This window comes from Frankia sp. Mgl5, from assembly GCF_023242985.1.
GTDB classification, from domain to species: domain Bacteria; phylum Actinomycetota; class Actinomycetes; order Frankiales; family Frankiaceae; genus Parafrankia; species Parafrankia soli.
On sequence record NZ_JALKFY010000617.1, the window covers coordinates 43,367 to 65,583 of the forward strand.

At 73.9% G+C, this 22,217-nt stretch carries 16 protein-coding genes and 1 pseudogene; 10 read left to right on the top strand and 7 right to left on the bottom strand.

Features of this window, described 5'->3' with window-relative positions; genetic code table 11:
- Nucleotides 1–5 precede the first annotated feature (5 nt).
- Nucleotides 6–902 (top strand): class I SAM-dependent methyltransferase, encoded by an 897-nt coding sequence (locus MXD62_RS15850; protein ID WP_248830082.1) that lies wholly within the window; start codon nt 6–8, stop codon nt 900–902.
- Between the two features lie 28 nt (nt 903–930).
- Here MXD62_RS15850 and MXD62_RS15855 read toward each other — a convergent pair whose 3' ends face one another.
- The 3 genes from MXD62_RS15855 to MXD62_RS15865 all read right to left on the bottom strand — a co-directional run bounded on the left by MXD62_RS15855 (nt 931) and on the right by MXD62_RS15865 (nt 6,801).
- Nucleotides 931–1,986, bottom strand: coding sequence for an esterase family protein (locus tag MXD62_RS15855; protein WP_248830022.1), 1,056 nt, complete (start codon nt 1,984–1,986; stop codon nt 931–933).
- Nucleotides 1,987–2,121: 135 nt separating this feature from the next.
- Nucleotides 2,122–4,113 carry a phosphatidylglycerol lysyltransferase domain-containing protein gene (locus MXD62_RS15860; protein ID WP_308301266.1) on the bottom strand — a complete coding sequence of 664 codons (1,992 nt, stop codon included), beginning with the start codon at nt 4,111–4,113 and terminating at the stop codon, nt 2,122–2,124.
- A gap of 348 nt (nt 4,114–4,461) precedes the next feature.
- On the bottom strand, nt 4,462–6,801 hold the full coding sequence (locus MXD62_RS15865) for a nuclease-related domain-containing DEAD/DEAH box helicase (protein ID WP_248830023.1): 2,340 nt from the start codon (nt 6,799–6,801) through the stop codon (nt 4,462–4,464).
- Between the two features lie 208 nt (nt 6,802–7,009).
- On the opposite strand from MXD62_RS15865, the gene MXD62_RS15870 reads away from it, so the two are divergent.
- From MXD62_RS15870 to MXD62_RS15900, 7 genes and pseudogenes are all read left to right on the top strand, one after another.
- Nucleotides 7,010–10,084 carry a DUF5691 domain-containing protein gene (locus MXD62_RS15870; RefSeq protein WP_248830024.1) on the top strand — a complete coding sequence of 1,025 codons (3,075 nt, stop codon included), beginning with the start codon at nt 7,010–7,012 and terminating at the stop codon, nt 10,082–10,084.
- A complete protein-coding gene (locus MXD62_RS15875; RefSeq protein WP_248830025.1) occupies nt 10,081–11,268 on the top strand; it encodes an AAA family ATPase in 1,188 nt (395 codons plus the stop codon). Before MXD62_RS15870 ends, MXD62_RS15875 begins: the two co-directional genes overlap by 4 nt.
- Nucleotides 11,265–13,763, top strand: coding sequence for a DUF5682 family protein (locus MXD62_RS15880; RefSeq protein ID WP_248830026.1), 2,499 nt, complete (start codon nt 11,265–11,267; stop codon nt 13,761–13,763). The genes MXD62_RS15875 and MXD62_RS15880 overlap by 4 nt, the downstream gene beginning before the upstream one ends.
- Nucleotides 13,756–15,015, top strand: a complete 1,260-nt coding sequence (locus tag MXD62_RS15885; RefSeq protein WP_248830027.1) for a VWA domain-containing protein — start codon at nt 13,756–13,758, stop codon at nt 15,013–15,015. Before MXD62_RS15880 ends, MXD62_RS15885 begins: the two co-directional genes overlap by 8 nt.
- A gap of 125 nt (nt 15,016–15,140) precedes the next feature.
- The gene (locus tag MXD62_RS15890; protein WP_248830028.1) at nt 15,141–15,710 is read left to right on the top strand and encodes an IS607 family transposase; all 570 of its coding nucleotides are present in this window, start codon (nt 15,141–15,143) and stop codon (nt 15,708–15,710) included.
- Entirely contained in the window at nt 15,707–17,035 is a 1,329-nt protein-coding gene (tnpB, locus tag MXD62_RS15895; RefSeq protein ID WP_248830029.1) for an IS607 family element RNA-guided endonuclease TnpB, read from the top strand. The genes MXD62_RS15890 and tnpB overlap by 4 nt, the downstream gene beginning before the upstream one ends.
- Before the next feature lie 56 nt (nt 17,036–17,091).
- Nucleotides 17,092–17,337 (top strand): annotated as a pseudogene (locus MXD62_RS15900) (aldo/keto reductase); the annotation flags it as partial.
- A gap of 28 nt (nt 17,338–17,365) precedes the next feature.
- Here the strand turns inward: MXD62_RS15900 and MXD62_RS15905 are convergent.
- On the bottom strand, nt 17,366–17,599 hold the full coding sequence (locus MXD62_RS15905) for a hypothetical protein (RefSeq protein ID WP_112108163.1): 234 nt from the start codon (nt 17,597–17,599) through the stop codon (nt 17,366–17,368).
- 45 nt (nt 17,600–17,644) lie between these two features.
- Here MXD62_RS15905 and MXD62_RS15910 point away from each other — a divergent pair, with 45 nt between their 5' ends.
- The gene (locus tag MXD62_RS15910) at nt 17,645–18,436 is read left to right on the top strand and encodes a hypothetical protein (RefSeq protein ID WP_248830030.1); all 792 of its coding nucleotides are present in this window, start codon (nt 17,645–17,647) and stop codon (nt 18,434–18,436) included.
- A gap of 106 nt (nt 18,437–18,542) precedes the next feature.
- Here the strand turns inward: MXD62_RS15910 and MXD62_RS15915 are convergent, their stop codons facing one another.
- Nucleotides 18,543–18,974 (bottom strand): nitroreductase/quinone reductase family protein, encoded by a 432-nt coding sequence (locus MXD62_RS15915; RefSeq protein ID WP_248830031.1) that lies wholly within the window; start codon nt 18,972–18,974, stop codon nt 18,543–18,545.
- Between the two features lie 339 nt (nt 18,975–19,313).
- On the opposite strand from MXD62_RS15915, the gene MXD62_RS15920 reads away from it, so the two are divergent.
- On the top strand, nt 19,314–20,039 hold the full coding sequence (locus tag MXD62_RS15920) for a TNT domain-containing protein (RefSeq protein ID WP_248830032.1): 726 nt from the start codon (nt 19,314–19,316) through the stop codon (nt 20,037–20,039).
- A 49-nt stretch (nt 20,040–20,088) separates the two neighbouring features.
- Here MXD62_RS15920 and MXD62_RS15925 read toward each other — a convergent pair whose 3' ends face one another.
- Both MXD62_RS15925 and MXD62_RS15930 read right to left on the bottom strand, forming a co-directional pair.
- Nucleotides 20,089–20,475, bottom strand: coding sequence for a VOC family protein (locus tag MXD62_RS15925; RefSeq protein ID WP_251081783.1), 387 nt, complete (start codon nt 20,473–20,475; stop codon nt 20,089–20,091).
- Nucleotides 20,476–20,679: 204 nt separating this feature from the next.
- Complete coding sequence (locus tag MXD62_RS15930; protein ID WP_248830034.1) at nt 20,680–21,906, bottom strand: DegT/DnrJ/EryC1/StrS family aminotransferase; 1,227 nt, start codon at nt 21,904–21,906, stop codon at nt 20,680–20,682.
- Between the last annotated feature and the right edge of the window lie 311 nt (nt 21,907–22,217).

Sequence of the window (22,217 nt, forward strand, 5' to 3'; positions counted from 1 at the left end):
GTGGCATGAAGGCGGCCGGGGGTAGCCGGACAGCCGTGCTGGTCTGTCAGGGCCGGGCGGTCGCGGACGGGCGGATCGCTCCCGGCCGGTTCACCGACCCGGTCGCGGTCTCGCTCCTGCGGGCCGACGAGCGGCGCACGGTCGAGCAGGTGCGGGCTGGCACACCGCCCTCCGGCTGGCTCGAACGTGTCGACTACGAGTCGGTGCGGGCCTGCGCGGAGATCGTCGTCCCGCGCACGATCGCGATCGACGACGCGGTGCGCGAGCGGACCTCCCCGCAGGTCGTGCTCCTCGGCGCCGGCCTGGACGACCGGGCGTGGCGCATGCCGGAACTCGCCGACCGCGTCGTCTTCGAGGTCGACCACCCGGACTCCGCGCGCGACAAGCGTCAGCGGCTCGCCGGGCTGCCGGCGCCGACGCGGCCCGGGGAGCCCGGGGAGCGCGTGCGGTTCGTCTCCGTCGACCTCACCCGCGACCGGCTCGAAGGCGCCCTGGCCGCCGCCGGCCACCGGGCCGACACGCCCACGACCTGGATCTGGGAGGGTGTCGTCCCGTATCTCACCCGCCCGGAGGCCGCCCGGACCGTGGCCGCCGTCGCGACCCTGTCGGCCCCGGGCAGCCGGCTGATCGTCAACTATCAGGCCCCGCAGGCCGCGATCGCGATCGGGCAGCTGATCGCCCGCTCGATGGACGTCCTGGCCCGCCGCCGCGGGATCTGGGCGAACGAGCCGTGGCGGTCACGCTGGACGGCCTCCGCGATGCGGGACCTGCTCGGCCGCAACGGCTTCACCGTGCGCAGCGACGATGACCTGCTCACCATCGCGACCAGGCTGACGACGCCCACGCCGCGTCGCGCCTCGCTGCGCAGCGGTCGGGTCGCCGTCGCCGACCGACCGGCCTGAGCGGACGTCCAACCGGCGGGGCGGAATGTCAGGGGAGCGCCCAGCGCAGGCCGTCGCGCAGCGCGGGCCGCCAGACGCCGAAGTCGTGGCCGCCGGGCCGCGGGCGCAGCACGGTGGTGAATCCGGGCCGTCCGTACAGGGCCAGCGCCATTTTCCTGATGTCGCCGAGCGGCCCGAAGTCCATGAGTCCACAGCTCAGCCAGACCCGGGTCGGTGGATTCGGCGGCAGCGTCGCGGAATAGCTTTCCGGGGTGTTGGCCGCGGTGACGGCGGCGAGGTCCGGACGATTCCCGAAAAGGCCGGTCATTCCGCCGGAATGGGTCGGCCTCGCCAACCCGGAGATGTCCACGATCGTCCCCACGAGATCGCGGTGGCGCAGCCCGAGGTTCAGTGCGCAGAAACCGCCCGCGGATATCCCGGCGAAGACGCGGCCCGACCGGTCGGGAACGGCGCGCAGGAGATTGTCGACGGTCGGGAGAACATCCTCGACGAGGTAGGTCTCGATCCGTTCCCCGGGACGGTCGACGCACTCACTGTCATCGAGCCAGCCATGACCCAGCGGCGGGGCGACGAGGATCGCGGGCCGGCCCGCGCGTGCCAGGGCCGCGCCGGTCTTCGCCGCCTGCCCCGCCCGGTACCAGTCGAGCGGAATTCCCGGGGAGCCGTGGAAAAGATAGACGACCGGGAATCGTGCGTCCGGTTCGGTGAAATACTGCGGCGGGACGTACACCAGTGCGCTGTGGGTACCGAACCCGCTGTGAACGCCGGCGATCGGCAGGTGGACGACCGCGCCGTCGGGATGCGGCCGCGGCGCCGGGCCGACGACCTCGCGCACCGACGCGGTCGGCCAGGAGGTCAGCCCGAGGACATCGGCGGCCCGCGGCAGGTAACCGTAGTGGGCGTTGACGGTGTCCGCCGCCGTCGCCAGCATGAGCAGCGCGGCCAGGAAGCCCAGCCCGACGGCCACGGCCCGCCGTCGGCGGGCCATCCACACGCAGCCCGCCCAGCAGATCGCCGACAGCGCCCCGAGGACCAGCAGGAACCACGTCCCGATGATGACCAGCGAACTCAGTGCCGAGCCCACGACCTCACCTCACCCTGGGCGCCTGAACCCCAGGGTCTGATCCCCGGGCAGCCGAGCCGCCGAGCCTGGATGCCCGGCGGCTGTATCACCGCTAGCCGGATCCCGGGTGTCTGAATTCCCGATGTCCGGCGCCGGTCACCCGGGGTGGGAGAGCCGGGAGCCGGGCCGGGAGAGGCGGGAGCCGGGCCGGGGGAGGCGGGAGCACCAGCGTGGCCGGACGAGGAAGGCCTCAGCCCTGAGCATCGCCAGCGTGATCCGGGGCAGCTCCGCGGACGTCGGATAGCAGACGTAGCGGGGCAGCCACACGGGTTGGAACTTCGCGTTGAACCGGTACAGGCTGTCGATCTGGAACCAGCGGGAGAAGAACATCAGCAGGCCGCGCCAGTGACGGATCACCGGCCCGGCGCCGAGGCGCTCACCGCGTTCGAGCGCGGACCGGAAGAACGCGAAGTTGAGGGACAGCCTCTCGACCCCGAGGTCGCCGGCCTGACGCAGGGCACTGACTATCAGGAACTCGTTCAGCCCGTTGTCCGCCGTCCGGTCACGGATCATCGCATCCAGCGAAAGTCCCGTCCGTCCCCACGGCACGAAGTGCAACAGCGCGCGCAGCCGCGGCTCGGCGCTGTCCGGGTCCGCGCTGTCCGGGTTCGGGCCGTCCGGGTTCGGGCCGTCCGGGTCCGCGGAGAAAGCCATCACGGCGACGCAGTCGCCGTCCGACGCACCGCCGATCCGGCCGAGCGCCATGGAGAATCCCCGCTCGGTCTCGGTGCCCCGCCAGGTCGCGGCCTGTGCCTTGAGACGGTCGACATCCTGCGGCGTCAGGTCGCGAACTCGTCGGATGTCCACCGTGTAGCCGGCGCGTTCGACTCGGGCGACGGCCTGCCGGACGTTACGCATCGTCCGGCCCTCCAGGGTGAAACCGGCCGTTTCGACGACGGCCTCGTCGCCGAACTCGAGAACGGACAGGCCGGCCCTGGTCCAGGCGGTTCCGCCCGCCTCCGAGCAGCCGATCACCGCGGGCGTCCAGGCGTGGTCGGCCGCCTCGCGCAGGAACTCCCTGATGGCGCCCGGCCACGCCTCCCGGTCACCCAGCGGGTCGCCGCTGGCGAGCATCACCCCGGAGACCACGCGGTAGGCCACGCAGGACTTCCCGGTCGGCGACCAGATCACCGACTTGTCGGATCTCAGCGCGAAATACCCGAGCGAATCGGCGCAGCCGTGACCGGCCAGCAGGTCCCGCACCCGGGCCTCGTCCGTGTCGGTCAGTCTCGGCCGTGGCTCGGGCGGGCGAAGCGCCAGATAGGCGGTGGACCCGATGGTCAGTACGCCCATCGTCAGCAGCATCCGGTTGGCCAGGTCGGCGAAGCGGGCGGAGCTGAACCCCAGCGGGCCCGGAATGCCGACCAGCCCCAGGACGATCTGCTCCAGCTCCGCGGACAGTGGATGGGGGCCGGCGATCCGACTGCCGCGCAGGTTCAGCAGCAGCAGGCCGACCCCGATCGAGACGACCGTGAGCAGGAGCCCGACGCCGGCCGCCCGCCAGCGCGTCGCCGGATCGCCCTTGGCCTGGAACTGCCTGTGGGCCAGCAGCAGGGCGACGCACAGCGCGGCCGACCCGGCAGCCTCCTCGTAGTCCAGCCCCCGGGCGAGGTGCAGGATCACGCTCGAGCCGAGGAGTATCACGACGGCTCGCCACGCTCGCCGTTTGCGCCGCCGGAGCCCGGCCGAGAGCAGCACCAGCAGCATTCCGACCACGACGGTGAACGCGGCGGCCTGCCGGGAGGCGGCGGCGGGCAGCAGCTCCCGCAGCGCCTCCAGCCGCGAGTGCCACCCCGGCGTCAGCACGGCCGCGATGTCCACGAGGCCGAGCAGCAGTGTCACCAGCGCGGCGATCCGTGGCCCGCTGGCACACCGTGGGCCTTCGGTACGCCGCGGGCTGTCGGTACGCCGTGGCCCGCGGGTGATCCGTGGGCCGTCGGCCGGCCGAGTGCTGTCGGCGGCCCGCGGCCTGTCGGTGCGCCGGTCATCCCGCCGACCACTACCGCGGGCGCCAGGGCCGTCTGGCTCCCGGCGGTCCGACGTCGTCAACGGGCCCGGCAATGGGCCGGATCTGCTCGCGATGGCCACGACCTCCCTCATCCCCGGCGGGTAGTCGTTCCCTTCCGTGGTGCTGTTCCCCGCGGTCGGGTCGGACGGCACCGCGCCCGCCCTCGGACCTCGTCGGGCGGATCGGCAGCAGGCGGCCTGCCGCCGGCGGATCAGTACTGTACGTCCGCGCCGGTGAAGGACTGGGTGCACCCGCCCGGTTCTCCTGTCCGGGCCGGCGGCGCGGGCCGGATCGATGGGCTCACACCGTTTTCACACGGTCGTGGTGGTGTCGTGAAGGCGCCGCTGCCGCTGACAGAAGGACGTCGATGCCTCCCTCGTCCCACAGCCGGGTCCGGATACGCGAGCCCCTAGCCGCGAAGGTCCCCCTCAGCCCGGTGTCCAGCCGGTGCCGGGCGGGTGTTCCGGGCCGGGCCGGGCGTGAATGCCGGCCCACACACTGTCCCGAGCCCTCGTGATGGCGACGTACAGCTGCCGCCGCTCCAGCTGGACGCGTTCACCGAACGCGTCGGCCGACTCGGACGGCCGCTGCGGCCGCGGGAAGAGATTACGGTCGGGAATGCAGACGTGGGCGAAATCGAGGCTTTTGGCGCGGAAGTACGTCCCGACCTTGACCGCCTCGCAGGTGATTCCGTCGTACTGCATGAGGGAGACCGCGGGGATTCCCCGTTCGGCGAGTACCCGCAGCCATCGCCGCTCCGATTCGTTCGTCGGCACGAGCACCGCCATGTCGCCGTAACGCACGTTCCGGCGCTGCCGGAGCTCGACGAGATGGTCGCAGAGCGCGGTGTCCTGTGCCGCCTCGCCGGACACGGTGACCTCGTGGATCTCGCCGCCGGGGCGCTCGACGTCGACCTCGCGGCGTCCCTGCTCCCGAACGCCGTCGAGATCCTCGAAGCTGTCGTCGGCGAGCACCGCCTGGGCGTAGCGCAGGATCCGCTCGCGGTTGCGGTAGTTCCGCGCCAGCACGGTGGAGCGCCCGACGACGGCGACGCCGGCCTCGGCGAGGGTGAAACCGCCGGGATAGATGGACTGCTGGCCGTCGCCGACCACGAGCAGGCCGTCCGGCCGGTCGCCGACGAAGGCGTGCAGCATCTGCAGGCCGACGCAGGTGAGGTCCTGTACCTCGTCGACGATCACCGCGTCGTACCGGGTGTCGGAGCTTTCCCGCACCAGGTCGCGGGCGCGCAGCAGGACATCGTCGCGGTCGAGGACGCCGCGCTCCACCCGGAGCTGCTCGTACCGCTCGTAGAGGTCCCACACCGCGCGGCGGTGGGTCGGCTGTAAGGGGGTGCTGCGCCCGACCCGAGCCAGCTTCGCGTACTGCGCGAACTCGGTCAGGCCCCGGCCCTTGATGACCGTCGCGATCTCGTCCTTCCAGTACCCCGTCACGAGGCCGAGCCCGGGCAGGGTCGAGTACTGCCCGACCTGACCCCACGCGCGCCAGAAGCAGGTGTCGGCGACGTCCTGCTGGTGCTGGTGCGCCAGGCCGTGCTCGCGCAGGCAGCGGGTGGCGACGGCGTGCACGGTGGCGAACTCGACCCGGTCGACATGGTCGGGGGCCATCCGGGCGAGCAGCGCGCGGTAGACCGGGCCGAGGGTACGCACCAGCGTGGTGAACAGCACCCGTTCCCCACGCGCGGCCAGGTATTTGGCGCGGTGCAGGGCGACGACCGTCTTGCCGGTGCCGGCCGCGCCGCGCACGCGGGCCGGCCCCGACCACTGCCGTCCGGCGAGGCGGGCCTGCTTCGGGTGCAGCCAGGTCATCCAGGTCTCGACGGGCTCGCGGTCCGCGGCGTCGCGGAGCTCGCGCCAGAGGTCCTCGCGGCTCATCAGCGCACCCTGACCCGCCTCGCCGTCCACTGAGACCCTGGACGGTGCCGTGGCGATCGGCGCGACTGGCACGAGGGGCAGAAATGGCGTGACCGGCGTGACCGGCGCGGTTGGTGCGTCCATGGCCGCCGTGACCGCGCGGGGAGTCCCAGAGGCGGACGGCGTCGGCGGGCCCGGCAGCGCCGCCTGCCGAGGCGCCTGCCGCGCGGCCTGGCGGCGGACGGGCCGGGCGGCCGGTGCAGGCGGGTCCGTGGCGTGGGGCATCGGAGGGCAGCCGTCCGCGAGACAGGTCAACAGCCGTTCGACCAGGTCCGGTGCCAGACGCGCGCCGCGGCGGGCCAGGTCGCGGGTCAGGTCGTGCGCGCCGAGAACCGTCACCCGGTCGACCTGTTCGCGCAGGTTGGACCGCCCGGCCATCACCAGCAGCGGCACCACCTCGGTCGGCGGCAGGCCCGCGTCCGCGAGGACGTCCTCGACCGCCACGGTCTGGTCCAGGAGCTTGCGGAGATCGTCGTCCGCGTCGGCGTCGCCGCGGCGCAGACGGCCGTTCTCGATCGCGAACTCCCGCCAGTTCTTCACGTCCAGCACGAAGACCCCGCCGGGCCCGACGACGATCACGTCGATGTTGGCCCGGCGGGTTCCCGGCCACTGCCGGTCCGGCAGCAGGTGCCAGCCGGCGTCGTACATCGAGACCAACGCGCGGGCGACGCTCTGCTCGGCCCGCCCACCGGCCTCCCACCGTCGGACCTCGCGCTCGAGCTGCGCCAGCGTGTCGTTGATGTGCCAGAGCTGCAGCTCGAAGCCGTCGATCACCTGCCGGAGCTCGACGGCTCTCCCGAGGGCTGACGGCGTCGGCAGCGCCGCGCTGGAGATCATGTCACTGTCTCCTCGCTCAGGGTCAATAAGCGGCCTCGGTAATCTTTGTTCGTTTGCCTTCGTTTGTCGATGACGGCGACTTTCGAAGTCCGACAAGGCTTGGATGTCGCCGTAGGTGTCCCTAAGCCTTCGAACGCTGGTTCGAACGCGTGCGCCGGACCTTGCGGACGGAACGGAACTGTCGGACCCCGTCGGCAGAATCGCCGTCGTGTCGAACACCACCAGTCCGCCCGTCGAGCGCGGGCAGGCGCTCGCCCTGGCGCCGGATCAGGCGTCCGTGAAGGCGGGCGAGAGGCTCGCGGTCGCCGGGTCCTGGCCGCTGGCGGGCGGCGACGCCGAGGCGCTGTGGGGCGAGTGCCGGGGCAGCGGAAAGTCGCCCTACCGGGTCGTCGTGGCCCTCGCGGATCATGCCTCGAAGTGCTCGTGCCCGAGCCGGAAGTTCCCCTGCAAGCACGCCCTCGGCCTGATGCTGCTCGCCGCGGCCGGCGGCGTGGCCGGTGCCGGCGGCGAGCGCCCGCAGTGGGCCACGGAATGGCTCGACCGGCGGGCCACGCGCTCCGCCGCGGCGGGCAGCGCGGGCGCGCGGGCTGCCACCGGGCCCGCGGCCGAGCGCTCCGCGGCGGCCGCGGCCCGGCGCGAGGCGAGCCGTGAGGCCAAGGTCGACGCCGGTGTCGCGGAGCTGGCCCGCTGGCTGTCCGACCTGGCGGGGGAGGGGCTCGGAGCCGCCCAGGCCAGGCCGGACGACTGGTGGCGGGCCGCCGCCGCCCGCATGGTCGACGCGCAGGCACCCGGCCTCGCCGAGATGATCCACGAGGCCGCGCAGATCGCCGGGTCGGCGGCCCGGCGGTCTGACTGGCCGTCCCGGCTGGTCGACCGCGTCGGGCTGCTGCACCTGCTGTGCGAGGGCTGGGCCCGCCGCGCCGACCTGCCCGCCGACGTCGTGGCGGTCCTGCGCGACCGGATCGGTTTCACCGTTCCCGTGGCCACTGTGCTCGCCGGCGAGCACATCGTCGGCGAGGTCGACGTGCTGGGGGCGCACGAGTTCGGCGCGGGGCGGGCGCGGGGGCGCCGGCAGTGGCTACGTCTGGTCGAGTCGGGGCGGCTGGCGGTGCTCGTCGACTTCGCGGTGAACGGCCAGGGGATGCCACCGCCGCTGCCCCGGGGCTCGCGGGTCAGGGCCGATCTCGCGCCGTATCCCGGGCGCCGCCCGGCGCGGGTGGCGCCCGGCGCGCCGGGCGGCGCCGCGGCCGTCGTCGGCCCCGGCGACACAGATCTCTTCGCGCCCCCCTGGCGGGCCGCGCTGGCCGGCGTCGCGTCGGCCCTGGCGGTCGACCCGTTCGCGGACGTCGTCGCGCTGACCGTCCGCGGTGTCACGGTGCTGCCGCCGGGCGCCGGGGCCGGTCCGCTGCCCAGGAGCGGTCCGTGGCTGCTGCGGGACTCCGCCGGCGAGGCGCTGCCGCTCGCCGACGAGGCCGTGGCGGAGTGGGGCTGGCACATGCTCGCGGCCGGCGGGGGAGCGGGCCTCGACGTGGTCGTCGAATGGGACTCGTTCACCCTGACACCCCTGGCCGCCACGCCGTCGCGCACCGCGTGGGCGGAGGACATGCCCGGCCGGGCCCCCGTCCCGGTAGTCGCGGCACCGGTCGCCCCGGTGCCGACGCCGGGGTGGACGGACCTCGTCGACGCCGCGGTGATCGGCGTGAGCCGCCGCCCGTCGCCGGTGATTCCCGGGCTCCCTGATCCCGGCGGGCGTCCGGGCGAGGAGGAACGCCTGCTCCGGGTCGCGGCGCTGGCCGCGGTGACCAGGCGGGCCGGTCAGCTGGCCGCCGATGCCTCCGCGGTGCCCGCGCCGGCTCCCGCCGCGGCGGACGATCACCCACCGTGCCCACCGACGGCGGTCGTGCCCGTTCCCACCGAGGTGGGCGCCGCCGAGACAGCCGAGCTCGAGGAGTGGCTGGACCTGCTGGCCGAAGGAGGCTGGCGCCCGCCGGACACCCTGCTTCCCGCGCTGGTCGAGCTCGGCCGGCGGTCGACCGCGCTCCGTCCCCGCCTGCTGCGGGTCCTCGGCCCGCGCGGCCGCTGGTTCGCCGCGCTCCACCCGGACGCCGGCTGGGCGGGGCCCGTCGGCGTCGCGGGCTGGCCGAGCGCGAGCGCGCAGCAGCGCCGATCCCTCATCGCCGCGCTGCGGCACACCGACCCGGCGGCCGCCGCCGAGCTGCTGCGCGGCGACGCGGGCGAACCTCCCTTCGTCCCGTTCCGCCGGGCCGGCGGAGCCGAGCGCCTCGCCTTCGTCCAGGCGCTGCGCACCGGCCTCGGCCCGTACGACGAGGAGCTGTTGGAGGCGGCCCTGGACGACCGCCGGTCCGACGTGCGCGACGCGGCGGTCCAGGTTCTGCTGGAACTTCCCGGTACCCGTTTCGCGGCGCGGGCCGCCGCCCGCACCGAGCGGGCCTTCACGGTGCATCGCGGCACCCTGCGCGTGCACCCGCCGGCGGTGCTCACCGACGAGATGGCGCGGGACGGCGTCTCGCCTGACGGGCCGTCCCGCGCCAGGGCGCAGGCCGACGGGCCGGCCCGGATGCTGCTCGCGGAGATCGCCCGGGTGGACCCGCGGCTGTGGCCGGAGCGGACCGGCCTGTCCCCGCAGAATTTCCTGAGCGCCAGGGCGCTCTGGGAGCCCGCGCCGAGCTTCCCCGCGCTGACCCTGGCGCCCTACCTCGTCGGCCCGGTCGTCCGGCACCGTGACCCGGAATGGGCGCTCGCGCTGATCCCGAAGGTCGAACCGCGCTCGCAGGGGGTGCTGATCGGCTGCCTGCCGGAGCCCGACCGGCTGCGCGCGTTCGACCTCGCCCTGAGCGGGACCGGCCATGCCACGCGGCGCTGGGGCCTGCTCCTCGGCAGATCCGGCGGGCACGGCCTCGGCAACACCGCCCTGGGGAACCTCATCACGCTCCTCGCCGGGATACCCGGGCCCTGGTCGGCGGAGTTCACCCGGGCGGCCGGCCCCGCCATCACGGCCGTCGTCACCGCACCGGTCGACGAACCGGGCTCCGATCCCCAGCAGCGGGCAACGGCCCGCACGCTGCACGCCCGGGTGCGGGCGCTGCTCGCCAACCTCGCCTGGCGGGTGGAGCCGTACGTCGGCATCCCCGACCTGGACCCGTCCACCATGCCGGCCGAGACGGTGTCCGGCTACCAGCGCCTCGCGGCCGTGCTCGCCCAGCGGCGAGCCCGCCGCGACACCCTGCTCTCCCGTTCGAGCTCGAAGAAAGGCTCGTCATGACGACATCGACCCAGCCGCCCGCCGGGATCGCGCCCGAGACCACCGCCGTCCCGGCGCGGCCGGTCGGTGCCGCCCCGCAGGGCTCCGGCGACCAGCTGCTGCGCCCGCACGCGGAGCAGGCGTTCGCCGCCGAGCTGGCCGCGCTCGCCGCGACCGACCGGCGCCGCCGGCCGCCGTCCTGGCGGCTCTCGCCCTGGGCCGTCGTCACCTACGTGCTCGGCGGCACGCTGGACGACGGGACGGTCGTCACGCCGAAGTACATCGGCTCGCGGCGGCTCGTCGAGGTCGCCGTGGCCACCCTCGCGACCGACCGGGCGCTGCTGCTCCTCGGCAGCCCGGGCACGGCGAAGTCGTGGCTGTCCGAGCACCTCGCCGCCGCGATCTCCGGCGACTCGACCCTGGTCGTGCAGGGCACGGCCGGCACCTCCGAGGACGCTGTCCGCTACGGCTGGAACTACGCGCGGCTCATCGCCGAGGGGCCGTCCAAGGACGCGATGGTGCCCTCGCCGGTGATGCGCGCGATGGCCGGGGGCTCGCTCGCCAGGGTCGAGGAGCTCACCCGGATGGGCGCCGAGGTACAGGACGCGCTGATCACCGTGCTGTCGGAGAAGACGCTGCCCGTCGCGGAGCTCGCCAGCGAGGTGCAGGCCGTCGCCGGGTTCAACATCATCGCCACCGCCAACGACCGGGACCGGGGCGTCAACGAGATGTCCTCGGCGCTGCGCCGGCGGTTCAACACCGTCGTGCTGCCGCTGCCGGCCACGGAGGACGTCGAGGTCGAGATCGTCAGCCGCCGCGTCGCCCAGCTGGGCCGCGCGCTGGACCTGCCGGCCGAGCCGCCGGCGGGCGCCGAGGTCCGCCGCGTCGTGCGGATCTTCCGCGAGCTGCGCTCCGGGGTCACCAGCGACGGCCGCACCACGGTGCGGACACCGTCGTCGACCCTGTCCACCGCCGAGGCGATCAGCGTGATCACGGGCGGGCTGACCCTGGCCGCCCACTTCGGCGACGGCAGGCTGTCGGCCGAGGACGTCGCCGCCGGGCTCGTCGGGGCCGTGGTCAAGGATCCCTCCACCGACCCCGTGGTCTGGCGGGAGTACCTCGAGGGCGTCGTGCGGGACCGCGACGGTTGGAAGGACCTGTACCAGGCCTGCTGGGATCTCGACACGGAGGCGCGCGGCAGATGAGCGTCACCGTCCTGGGCATCCGCCACCACGGGCCGGGCTCCGCACGGGCCGTCGAGGCGGCGCTCGCCGAGCTCGACCCGGACCTCGTCCTCGTCGAGGGCCCGGCGGAGGGCGACGCCGCCCTCGCGCACACCGGCTCGCTCACCCCGCCGGTCGCGCTGACGGTCTACGCCCGCGACGAACCGCGCGACGCCGCCTTCTGGCCGTTCGCAGAGTTCTCCCCCGAGTGGCGGGCGCTGCTGCACGGCGCCGCCACAGGCGTCCCGGTGCGTTTCGTCGACCTGCCCTTCGGGCTCTCCCTGGCGCTGCGGCGCCAGGAGCAGGCCGAGGCAGCGGCCAGGGCCGTCGACGCCGATGCCGAGGCCGGCGGCCCGGACGGCGCCGGTTCGCGCAGCGCCGACCCGCCCGGTGCCGGCTCCCCCGGTGATGCCGCTGGCGGTGACGGCGGTGACGGCGCGGGCGGCGCGGGCGGCGCGGGCGGTGAGGGCGGCGAGGGCGAGCCCGCGCACCTGGTCGAGGACGACCCGCTCGGATGGCTGGCACGGGCCGCCGGGCACGACGACCCGGAGCGATTCTGGGAGGACCTCGTCGAACACCGCCGGCTCGCCCGGGCCGGTTCGGGTGAGCCGGGCCGGGACGGCGCCCTCGAGCTGTTCGCCGCGGTCGCCAACGCGATGACCGAGCTGCGCGACGAGGCCGGCCCGGGCGACCGGGTGTCCCCCACGCGGGTGGAGCACCGGCGGCGGGAGGAGATGCGCGAGGCGCACATGCGCCTGGAGATCCGCCGGGCCGGCTCGGGGGCGGACGCGGCCGCGCGGATCGCCGTCGTCTGCGGGGCCTGGCACGTGCCGGCGCTGACCGGGGCGGCGGGGCGGACGTCGGCCACCGCCGACCAGCGCACGCTGCGCGGCGTGCGAGCCGTGCGCACCGACACCACGTGGGTTCCTTGGACGCACGCGCGGCTCGCCGCGGAGTCCGGGTACGGCGCCGGGGTCGTGTCACCCGGTTGGTACCACCATCTGTGGACCTCGCGTGACCAGGTCACGACCCGCTGGGTGACCCGGGTGGCGGGGCTGCTGCGCGCCGCCGACCTGCCCGCGTCCTCCGCCTCGGTGATCGAGACCGTCCGTCTCGCCGAGGCGCTCGCCGCCGTGCGTGAGCGGGCCGTCCCCGGGCTGACCGAGCTGAACGACGCCGTGCTCGCCGGTCTGTGCGGGGGCGACCCGGTTCCGCTGGCGGTGGTGCGCGAGCAGCTCGTCGTCGGGCGGGTGCTCGGCGCCGTCGGCGAGGATGTTCCGACCGTGCCGCTCGCCGCCGACCTCGCGCGCCTGCAGCGCCGGCTGCGGCTGCGGCCCGGGGCCGACGACCAGAAGATCCGGCTGGACCTGCGCAAGGACGTCGACCGGGAGCGCGGCCAGCTGCTGCGCCGGCTGCGCCTGCTCGACGTGCCATGGGGGACGCCCGCGGCGACGTCGGGCACCGGGACCTTCGCCGAGGCGTGGACGCTGCGCTGGGAGCCGGAGTTCTCCGTCGCGGTGGTCGCCGCCGCCCGGTACGGCTCGACAGTCGCCGACGCGGCCACCGCGGTCATCACCGAGCGGACGGAGGCCGCCGCCGACCTGCCGGCCGTCACCGCCCTGCTCGAGGCCGCGGTGCTCGCCGGGCTGCCCGCGGCGATGGCGGTCGTCGCGGCCGGGCTGGAACGCCGCGCCGCCGGCACCGGCGACGTCGCCCACCTGATGGCGGCGCTCGCCCCGCTGGCCCGCATCCACCGGTACGGCGATGTGCGCGCGACCGACACGACGGGCGTCGCCGCCCTCGCCGAGAGCCTCATGGTGCGGATCTGCGCGGGGCTCCCGCCCGCCTGTGTGAGTCTCGACGACGACGCGGCGGACGCGATGGCCGCCGCGATCGACAGCGCCGACGGGGCGTTCCGACTGATCGCCGACCCCGAGCACGTCGAACGCTGGCACGTCGCCGTCCGCGCCGCCGCCGACATCCACGGTGGCAACAGCCTGGTCAACGGCAGGTGCACGCGGATCCTCTCGGACGCGGGTGACATCGACCAGGCCGAGGTGGCCCTCCGCCTCGACCGGGCGCTGTCCGCGGCGGGCGTCGCGCCGGCCGACGCCGCCCGCTGGCTGGAGGGCTTCCTCGGCTCCACCGGATCGGTGCTGGCCCGGGACCCGCGGATGCTCGGGCTCGTCGACGCCTGGCTGGCCTCGCTCACCGCCGACGCGTTCACCGTCGTCCTCGCGCCGTTGCGGCGGGTGTTCGCGGCCTTCACGGCACCGGAGCGCCGCATGATCGCCGAACGGGCCGGGTCGGGGCTGCCGCGGCCGGCCGGTGGCGGCACCGGCCCGACGACATCCACGGGCGGTCCGGCGGCGGGCGGTCCGGCGGCCTGGGACGCCGACCGGGTCGCGCTCGTCCTGCCCGTCGTCGCGTCGCTCCTCACGATCCCCGGCCTGGAAAGGACGGCCACACATGAATGAGCGCACTCCGGCGGGCGAGGGGTCCACCCACGCCGGCACCCACGCCGGTGCCGCCGTCGCCGTCGCCGTCGCCGACGACACGGAGCGGTTGCGGCGCTGGCGCATGGTGCTGGGCGCGCCGGCCGCGCCCGTCCTGGACGGGCGGATCTCCCTGTCCGGCCCCGACGGGGAGATCGACGCGGCGCTCGGTGCCCTCTACGACGCGGACGCGGACGCGGCCGGGGAGGGGCGCCGGCGGCGCTCGGGCGGTCTGGGCGCGTCGGTGCCGTCCGTGGCCCGCTGGCTGGGAGATATCCGGACCTACTTCCCGACCTCGGTCGTGCGCGTGCTGCAACGCGACGCGGTCGCTCGCCTGGGGCTCGGTCAGCTCCTGCTCGAGCCGGAGCTGCTCGCGGCCGCGGAACCGGACGTCCACCTCGTCGGGACGCTGCTGTCGCTGCGCTCCGCGCTGCCCGAACGCACCAGGGAGACCGCCCGCGCCGTGGTCCGGCGCGTCGTCGAGGACATCGAGCGGCGGCTGGAACAGTCGCTGCGCAGCGCCGTCCTGGGCGCCGTGGACCGGACGTCCCGCACCCGCACTCCCCGCCTGCCCGACGTCGACTGGGATCGCACCATCCTCGCGAACCTGCGCAACTACCAGCCTGAGCAGCACACCGTGATCGTCGACCGGCTCATCGGCCACACCAGGGCGCGGCGCACCGCCGCCCTGCGGGACGTCATCCTGCTCATCGACCAGTCCGGGTCGATGGCGTCGTCCGTCGTCTACGCGGGGGTGCTCGGCGCGTCACTGGCGACGCTGCGGGCCGTGTCCACCCGGCTGATCGTCTTCGACACGTCGGTGGTGGACCTGACCGACCAGCTCGACGACCCGGTCGACCTGCTGTTCGGCGTCCGGCTCGGCGGCGGAACCGACATCGACCGTGCCGTCGGCTACGGCGCGTCGCTCGTCACCCGGCCCACCGACACGGTCTTCGTCCTGATCAGCGACCTGATCGAGGGTGGTGACCAGTCGTCGCTGGTGGCCCGGCTGCGGGCGCTCGTCGAGGCCGGGGTGTGCGTCGTCGTTCTGCTCGCCCTGTCCGACGACGGCACCCCCGCCTACGATCACCAGCTCGCCGCCACCTGCGCCGAGCTCGGGGCGCCCGCGTTCGCCTGCACCCCGGACAGGTTCCCCGAGCTGCTGGCCACCGCGCTGCGCCGCGACGACGTCGGCCGCTGGGCCTCCGTCCAGGGGCTGGTGCGCCCGGCCTGACCGGGCCCCGGGGGCCCCGGGGGCGCCGGGGCCGCCCGGATGCCGGGTCCGCGGGTTGGAATCTGTTGTCGGTTGAGCGCCAGATAGCGCCAGATAGCGCCAGTAAGTGCCGTATGGTCGTAGGTGTGAACCTCAAGGAGTGGGCTGTCGTGAACGGGGTCGGGTACTCGACCGCCCGGCAGTGGTTCCTTGACGGCAAGCTGCCGGTGCCGGCTCGCCGCGTCGGGGGGCTGATCCTCGTCGAGGAACCCGCGCCGTCGGCTACCGGCGCGACGGCGGTGTACGCGAGGGTGTCGTCCGCCGAGCAGGAGTCGGACCTGGACCGGCAGGTCGCGCGGGTCGTGACCTGGGCGGCCGGGCAGAACCTGCCCGTCGGCAAGGTGGTCACCGAGGTCGGGTCGGCGTTGGGCGGCGACCGGCGGGAGTTCCTCGCGCTGCTGGGTGACCCGCGGGTGTCCACGATCGTCGTCGAGCACCGCGACCGGTTCGCCTGTTTCGGCGCCGAGTACGTCGAAGCCGCCCTCGCCGCCTCCGGTCGGCGGCTGCTGGTCGTCGATCCGGCGGAGATCGACGATGACCTTGTCCGGGATGTCACCGAGATCCTGACGTCGCTGTGTGCCCGGCTGTACGGGCGCCGCGGCGCTGCGAACAGGGCCCGTCGGGCTGTCGAGGCCGCTACCGGGGCCGTCGAATGAACACGCTGCAGGCGTACCGGTTCGCTCTCGACCCGAACAACACTCAGCTTGCGGACCTGCACCGGCATGCCGGGGCGGCCCGGTTCGTGTTCAACTGGGGTCTGGCCCGGGTGAAGGCCGCCCTGTCGCAGCGGGAGGCGGAGCAGACCTATGGCCTGACCGGGGACATGCTCACCCCCGTGCCATGGACCCTGCCCGCGTTGCGCCTGGAATGGAACAAGGCCAAGCCGAGGGCCGCTCCCTGGTGGGCCGAGTGTTCCAAGGAGGCGTTCTCCGCCGGGCTGGACCGGCTTGCCCAGGGGCTGAAGAACTTCACCGACTCCCGGAAGGGGAAGCGGAAGGGCCGCCGGGTCGGGTTCCCCCGGTTCAAGAAGCGCGGGAAGGCCCGTGACAGCTTCCGGTACACCACCGGTGTCTACGGCCCGGCCGGGGACCGGCATGTGAAGCTGCCCCGGATCGGCCGGGTGAAGGTCAGCGAGGCGATGGGCGCGTTGACCGGCCGGCTTGCTGGTGGCGTGGCCCGGCTGTTGGGTGCGACCGTGTCGAGGACCGCGGGCCGCTGGTTCGTGTCGTTCACGGTGCAGGTCGCCCGGGAGGTTCCCCCCGGCCCGTCGGGGCGACAGCGCACAGCCGGGCCGGTCGGTGTCGACCTCGGGGTCAAGCATCTCGCTGTGCTCTCCACCGGAGAGATGATCGCAAATCCGAAGCATCTGACCGCTTCGCTGCGCCGGCTGCGCACCGCATCGCGGGCCTACGCCCGGTCGAAACCCGGGAGCGCGGGACGGGCGAAGCGGGCCGCCCGGCTCGCTCGTATCCACGCCCGGGTCGCCCACCAGCGCCGTCACGGGCTGCACACGCTCACCACCCGGCTCGCGAAAACCCACGACACGATCGTCGTGGAGGACCTGCATGTGGCCGGGACGGTACGTAACCGTCGGCTGGCCCGTGCCGTCTCCGACACGGGGATGGCCGAGGTCCGCCGCCAGCTCTCCTACAAGACGTCGTGGTACGAGTCGGCACTGGTCGTCGCGGACCGCTGGTACCCGAGTTCGAAGACCTGTTCCGGCTGCGGCTGGCAAGACCCAAACCTGTCGCTGTCGGACCGCACCTTCGCCTGCCAGTCCTGCGGGCTGGTGATCGACCGTGACGTGAACGCCGCGGTCAACCTGCGTCACCTCGTCGCCGCCAGTACGTCGGAGACGGTAAACGCCCGTGGAGCCGACCGTAAGACCCGCGCAGGCGGGCGGGTGGCAGGGAAGCGGGAACCCGGCACCGCGCAAGCGGATCAGACCGGGGGTGCCTCGCCGAGAGGTGAGGCGGCGTGACCGCGTGCTACCCGGCGCTCTCATGCAACGGTGAGAGCGAGCAGATCGTCGGTAAGGCCACCAAGTGCTTCAACCCGATGGGCGGGGACCGCAACCGCCGCGGCGCCTCCCGCCGGTGGATCACGCGCGCCGTCGAGGACAGCCTCCGCCGCCTCGACACCGACTACATCGACCTCTTCCAGATCCACCGGCATGACTGGAACACCGACCTGGAAGAGACCCTCGGCGCGTTGAACGACCTCGTGCACCAGGGCAAGATCCGTTACCTGGGCTCGTCGACGTTTCCCGCGGACTGGATCGTCTGACCCGGCGCCGGCCGTCCGGCCGCGGTCAGGGCGCCGCCGGGGGATCGGTCGCGGGGGGCGTCCCGGGCGCGTCGCCGGACGCCTCCGCGTGCCGCTCGAGGAGCCGGGCGCGGATCTCGTCCGGGGTGTAGGCGCGGCGGGTCCGCTCGGAGCGTGCCAGCACAGCCCCGCCGGCGGCGACCCCGACGACGCCGGCCAGCCCCAGCACCTTCCACCAGCGGCCCGCGCCCGATCCGAAGCTCGGTTTCCACCTCTGCATCCGCCCAGGCTACGGAGACGGGCGCGACCTCCTACGCTGGGGGACATGGGCGGACGTCCGCTGACCCTCGACCAGGCGGTGGAGCTCAGCCGCACCGGTGACGTGTGGATCTTCCGTGGCCGGAGTCCCGCCGACCGGGCGATCCAGATGACGACGAACAGCCCGGTGAACCACGTCGGGATGGCCGTCGTCCTCGACGACCTCCCGCCGCTGATGTGGCACGCGGAGCTCGGTCGGTCGCTTCGTGACGTCTGGTCCGGCAGCCACCACCGCGGAGTGCAGCTGCACGACCTCCGCGAGGCCGTCGTCGTGTGGGGCGCGCGGTACGGCCAGCGGGCCTGGCTGCGCCAGCTCGAGCCGACGGCGGGCCGTGAGGCCGAGGAGGCCGTCCTGCGCACGGTGGCCCGGCTGGACGGCACACCGTTCCCGTCCACGGCCCGGCTCGCCACCCGGTGGCTGGGGGGCCGGCTGCCGGCGCCGCGGACGTTCCGGCGCCGCCGGGCCCGGACCGGTCCGGATTCCACGCCGGCCGCCGGCCCGGAGCCGGCCGCCGGCCCGGAGCCGGCCGCCGGCCCGGAGCCGGCCGCCGGCCCGGAGCCGGCCGCCGGCCCGGAATCCGGTGCCGGTGTCGAGACCGGGGGTGGGCTGGAGTCCGCCTACTGTGCCGAGGTCGTCGCGCTCACCTACGAGGCGATGGGGCTACTGGAGCCGGGCCGGCGGCTGAACTGGTACGACCCGGGCCGGTTCTGGAGCGGCGACGACCTGCGGCTCGCCGGCGGCCACCGCCTCGGGGTCGAGATCGCCGTCGAGCTGCCGGCCCCGCCGAGCCGTGGGTGAACACCGCGAACACCACGAAGTCGAAGCCGACACCGAGCCCGGGGGAACGCGTGCCGCCCCCGAAGCCCGTGGCGGTCCGCCACGGGCTTCCCGCATCACGGACCGGTCAGGAGTTGCCGGCGGGGACGAGCTCGACGACGGGGATGACCCTGGACGTCGCCTCCTGCAGCACCTCGAACTGCGGGTACCGCCGCGCCTGGCGGGCGTACATCGAGCTGCGCTCCGCACCGTGCAGCTCGGTGGCCGTGACCCGGAGGACCTGGCCGTCGACCTCGATCGTGGCGTTCGGGTTCGCCCGCAGCTGTTCCAGCCAGTGCGGATCCTCGTCCGCGCCGTCGTTGGCCGCGAACACGAAGTAGCGGCCGCGTTCGGCGTAGAAGTTCAGCGGGCTCACGTGCGGCGACCCGTCGGCCTCCGGACCACTGTCCAGCAGCAGCAGGGTGGCGCCCTCGAACCTGCCGGCGGGCCGACCGCCGTTGGCCCGGAACTCCTCGATGAACTCCTTGATCTCCTGCGCGCTGTACATCTTCCTGCTCATCGTCCTGCTTCCTTCTCGTTGTGCCAGGGCCTGGCACCTGCTCGCCGTCCCAGGCCCTGAAGCCGTACCGACTCCGCGCGAAGCACTCTGATTACGTCCCGGGCCCGGCCGGCCACTGTGCGACGTCCTTCACGCGACGTGAGCCACGCTGCATCCGGCAGGCCGGTATCCGGCCACGGGGTCACGCGGGGGCGCGTTCGGAGGCCTGGGCCGTGCGCTGTCCGCCCGAAGGTGGCGACACGCGACGCAGTGCTCCAATCCGACCTCGCGCTCCAGGTCAAGATCAGCTAATTACCGTTCGAAGTCGCCGCGCCAGGCGCAGGACTTCGGGAGGAAAAGGTGCGTTTCCGCAGGACGCTGGTCTCGCTGGCGGCCGGAGGGATGCTGTGCTCCGCAACGGCCCCGGCCGCCGCCGACGCGATCTCACCGCCGAAGATCCAGCCCTTCGATGAATGTTCTGCGGCGGACTACCAGAACGATCCCCGACTGGGGCCGGCGAAGCTTCCGTTCTTCGGCGACGTCGGTGATGAGGTCGACGAATACTCGCGGACCGGTGGCCATTCGACCGATCAGTTCCTGGGTACCTGGTGGGACCCGTCCGCCAGTTTCTCGCCGTTCCCGTCCATACCGGGGAACTGGATCTTCCCGCCGGCGGACGGCTATTACATCAACCCGGACGGCTCGCCGATCAGGACCGAGGTTTCGCTGGTTCCGGGCCAGCGGATCGACCGTTTCGGCCTGCCGCGCGGCAGCTTCCTCTCACCTCGGGGAACGGACTACGAGAACAGGTCGATCCCGCCGTCCAACCTCGACGACGCCGCGGATCCGGGCGACTGCAATTACCACACCTACCAGGTGGTCCGGGAGTTCCGGGTGTTCTCCGGGGCGATCCGCCCGTGGTTCGACCAGCCCGGTAACGGCCTGCAGTACCAGGTCGTGTGTTCGCTCGTCCCGGGGGGGACCGCGTCGCCACGGTGCAACCAGACGACGGGAAACCTGCAGGTCCAGTACCTGCTGGACAAAAAGTACCTCGTGGAAGTTCCCACGGACGACCGGATCGTCTGACCCGCCGGCCCGCCTCGGTGAAACGGGCTCGGCCGGCGGGCCCGGTGGGCTACCGGCCGAGCATGGCCTCCAGCGCGATGTTGTCGGCGTCACGGAAGGCGAGGATCCATCCGAACGGAAGCTCCCGGGTGGGGGCGAACACGGCCCCGGCCTTGGCCAGCCTTTCCTCGAGGACGTCGAGATCGGTCATGCTCTCGACGGAGAAGGACAGGTGGTCGAGGCCGGGCCGGGTCTCGTCGAACAGGTCCGCGCCGCCGCCGTCGTGTTCGCGCAGAACGATGCTCAGGCCGCCGGGAAGAACACCGTGGGCGAAGGACGTCGTGTCACCGCGGCCCCGCACCAGCTCCTTCCAGTCGAGAATCTCGGTGTACCAGCGGCAGCTGATGTCCAGGTCCCGCACTGTCAGGCTCACGTGTGACACACCGCTGAGCGGCATTTCCGTCCTCCAGGTCTCGGACAACCGGACCGGCGTGCTTCGGCCTGCGCCGGCCCGCCGGGGTGTTTCGTGCCTCGGCGGCTCATGCGGCCGTCCGGGCAGGCCCGACTGTAGGGAAGGGCGTCAACGGGTGCGCGATCCGAACGGCCTTCCCGTACACCGGGCCGGCCGCGTCCGCGACGGCTGCGCCCGCGACGGCCGGTCTCAGCGCGGGGCGCCGGGGTGCGCGCCGAGTTCCGCGGTGAGCGCGGCGACGAACCGGTCCCGCCGCGGCGCGGGGAGTTCCGGGTAGGCAGGCAGGAACACCAGGCCGTTCAGGACTCGCCGAGCGCCCGGTGGGGCGGGTTCGACGGCGCCTATCTGACTGGTGGTCGGCGCCGCGTCGACGCCCGCCGCCCGCAGCGCCTCGACCACGCGGGCCGGGTCGTCGACGATGACGGGGAACAGCCAGTAGGTGTGGTGTTCCGCGGCACCGCCGGGACGGAACACCTCCGGTGGCAGCGCGCCGGCGAGCGCCTCGCCGGCGGCGGCGCGCCGTCGCAGCCGGTTCGCGGGGAACCGGGCCAGGCGCCGGGTCACCGTGCGGGCGAGGGCCGGGCAGGGCCGGCGCTGCAGCCAGCCGGTGAACCCCCGTTCGTCCCGTGGCACCCGGGAGCGCACCAGTGCCTGCGGGTCCCGCCGTCGCGCACCGCCGAAGAGCAGGCCGTAGGGCCGGGGACGGGACAGCGCCAGCGCGACGACGCATACGACGGCCCGTCTGGCGTACTCGCGCCGGGACTGCGCGGGCCACCGCTCCTGGCGGGCGCGCATGTCGGCGGCGAGGTCGGGTCGGCGGGTCCAGGCGACGGCGCCGCCGAGCGCGGTGGCGGTCTTGAGCAGGCCGAAGCTGAACAGGGACACGTCGGCGCGCGGGTCGCCGCGGTCGGCCGGCCCCTGGATCGACTGGGCGCAGTCCTCGATGAGCAGCAGGCCGTGCGCGCGGGCGGCCCGGGCGGCGGCGTCGAGGCTGGACCGCGCGCCGAACAGGTGGGTGACGACGAGCGCGCGCGTCCGATCGGTGATCGCCGCGTCGAGCGCCGCCTCGTCGACGGCGAGCGTGAGCGGATCGATGTCGACGGGGACGGGGCGCAGGCCGTGCAGCTCGATGATCCTGATCATGTCCGGGTGGGTGACGGCGGAGATCGCGACGTCGCTGCCCGCCGGGAGGCGCGCGGCGCTCAGCAGCAGGTGGAATGCGGACCGCACGGACAGGCACAGGAGGCCGTCGGCGCCGGGGCCTGGGCGGTCGCGGGGGCTGCCGAGGTCTGGATGTGGCCCGTGGCCCCTCCGGCCGATCACGGACGGTGCGCCGCGCCGCCTGACTCCGGCGGTCAGCGCGTACATCGCTCCGGCCACGGTGCAGTCGATGCGGTGCGTGGGGAAGAGGTTCACAGGTAGTACTTACCAGGACATATGGGTTATCCATCGTACGAAGTGCTTGTCGTGGAGCATGCGCGCCCGGCGCCGCGCCGCCCGCGGGCCGACCGCCACCATCCGCGGCGGCGACGGAACAGCGCGGTTGTGGAACATTGCGGACAGGTGGACAGCCGGGCGTCGACTCAATGAGATCCATGGACGCCCCGAGAACAGCGAGCCGGACCAGCCCCAGCCGTCGACTGATCAAGGCCACGCAGAGGCACTGCTAACCGGCCGTATTTGCCCTGGCCGCAGTCGTGATCTTGCGTAGTGGACGGGCGGTCGGG

Coding starts and splice junctions, on each gene's coding strand:
- MXD62_RS15910 (WP_248830030.1), top strand. CDS start 17,645: ATGGGCGGACGTCCGCTGACCCTCGACCAGGCGGTGGAGCTCAGCCGC.
- MXD62_RS15915 (WP_248830031.1), bottom strand. CDS start 18,974: ATGAGCAGGAAGATGTACAGCGCGCAGGAGATCAAGGAGTTCATCGAG.
- MXD62_RS15925 (WP_251081783.1), bottom strand. CDS start 20,475: ATGCCGCTCAGCGGTGTGTCACACGTGAGCCTGACAGTGCGGGACCTG.
- MXD62_RS15865 (WP_248830023.1), bottom strand. CDS start 6,801: ATGATCTCCAGCGCGGCGCTGCCGACGCCGTCAGCCCTCGGGAGAGCC.
- MXD62_RS15880 (WP_248830026.1), top strand. CDS start 11,265: ATGAGCGTCACCGTCCTGGGCATCCGCCACCACGGGCCGGGCTCCGCA.
- MXD62_RS15875 (WP_248830025.1), top strand. CDS start 10,081: ATGACGACATCGACCCAGCCGCCCGCCGGGATCGCGCCCGAGACCACC.
- MXD62_RS15905 (WP_112108163.1), bottom strand. CDS start 17,599: ATGCAGAGGTGGAAACCGAGCTTCGGATCGGGCGCGGGCCGCTGGTGG.
- tnpB (WP_248830029.1), top strand. CDS start 15,707: ATGAACACGCTGCAGGCGTACCGGTTCGCTCTCGACCCGAACAACACT.
- MXD62_RS15885 (WP_248830027.1), top strand. CDS start 13,756: ATGAATGAGCGCACTCCGGCGGGCGAGGGGTCCACCCACGCCGGCACC.
- MXD62_RS15850 (WP_248830082.1), top strand. CDS start 6: ATGAAGGCGGCCGGGGGTAGCCGGACAGCCGTGCTGGTCTGTCAGGGC.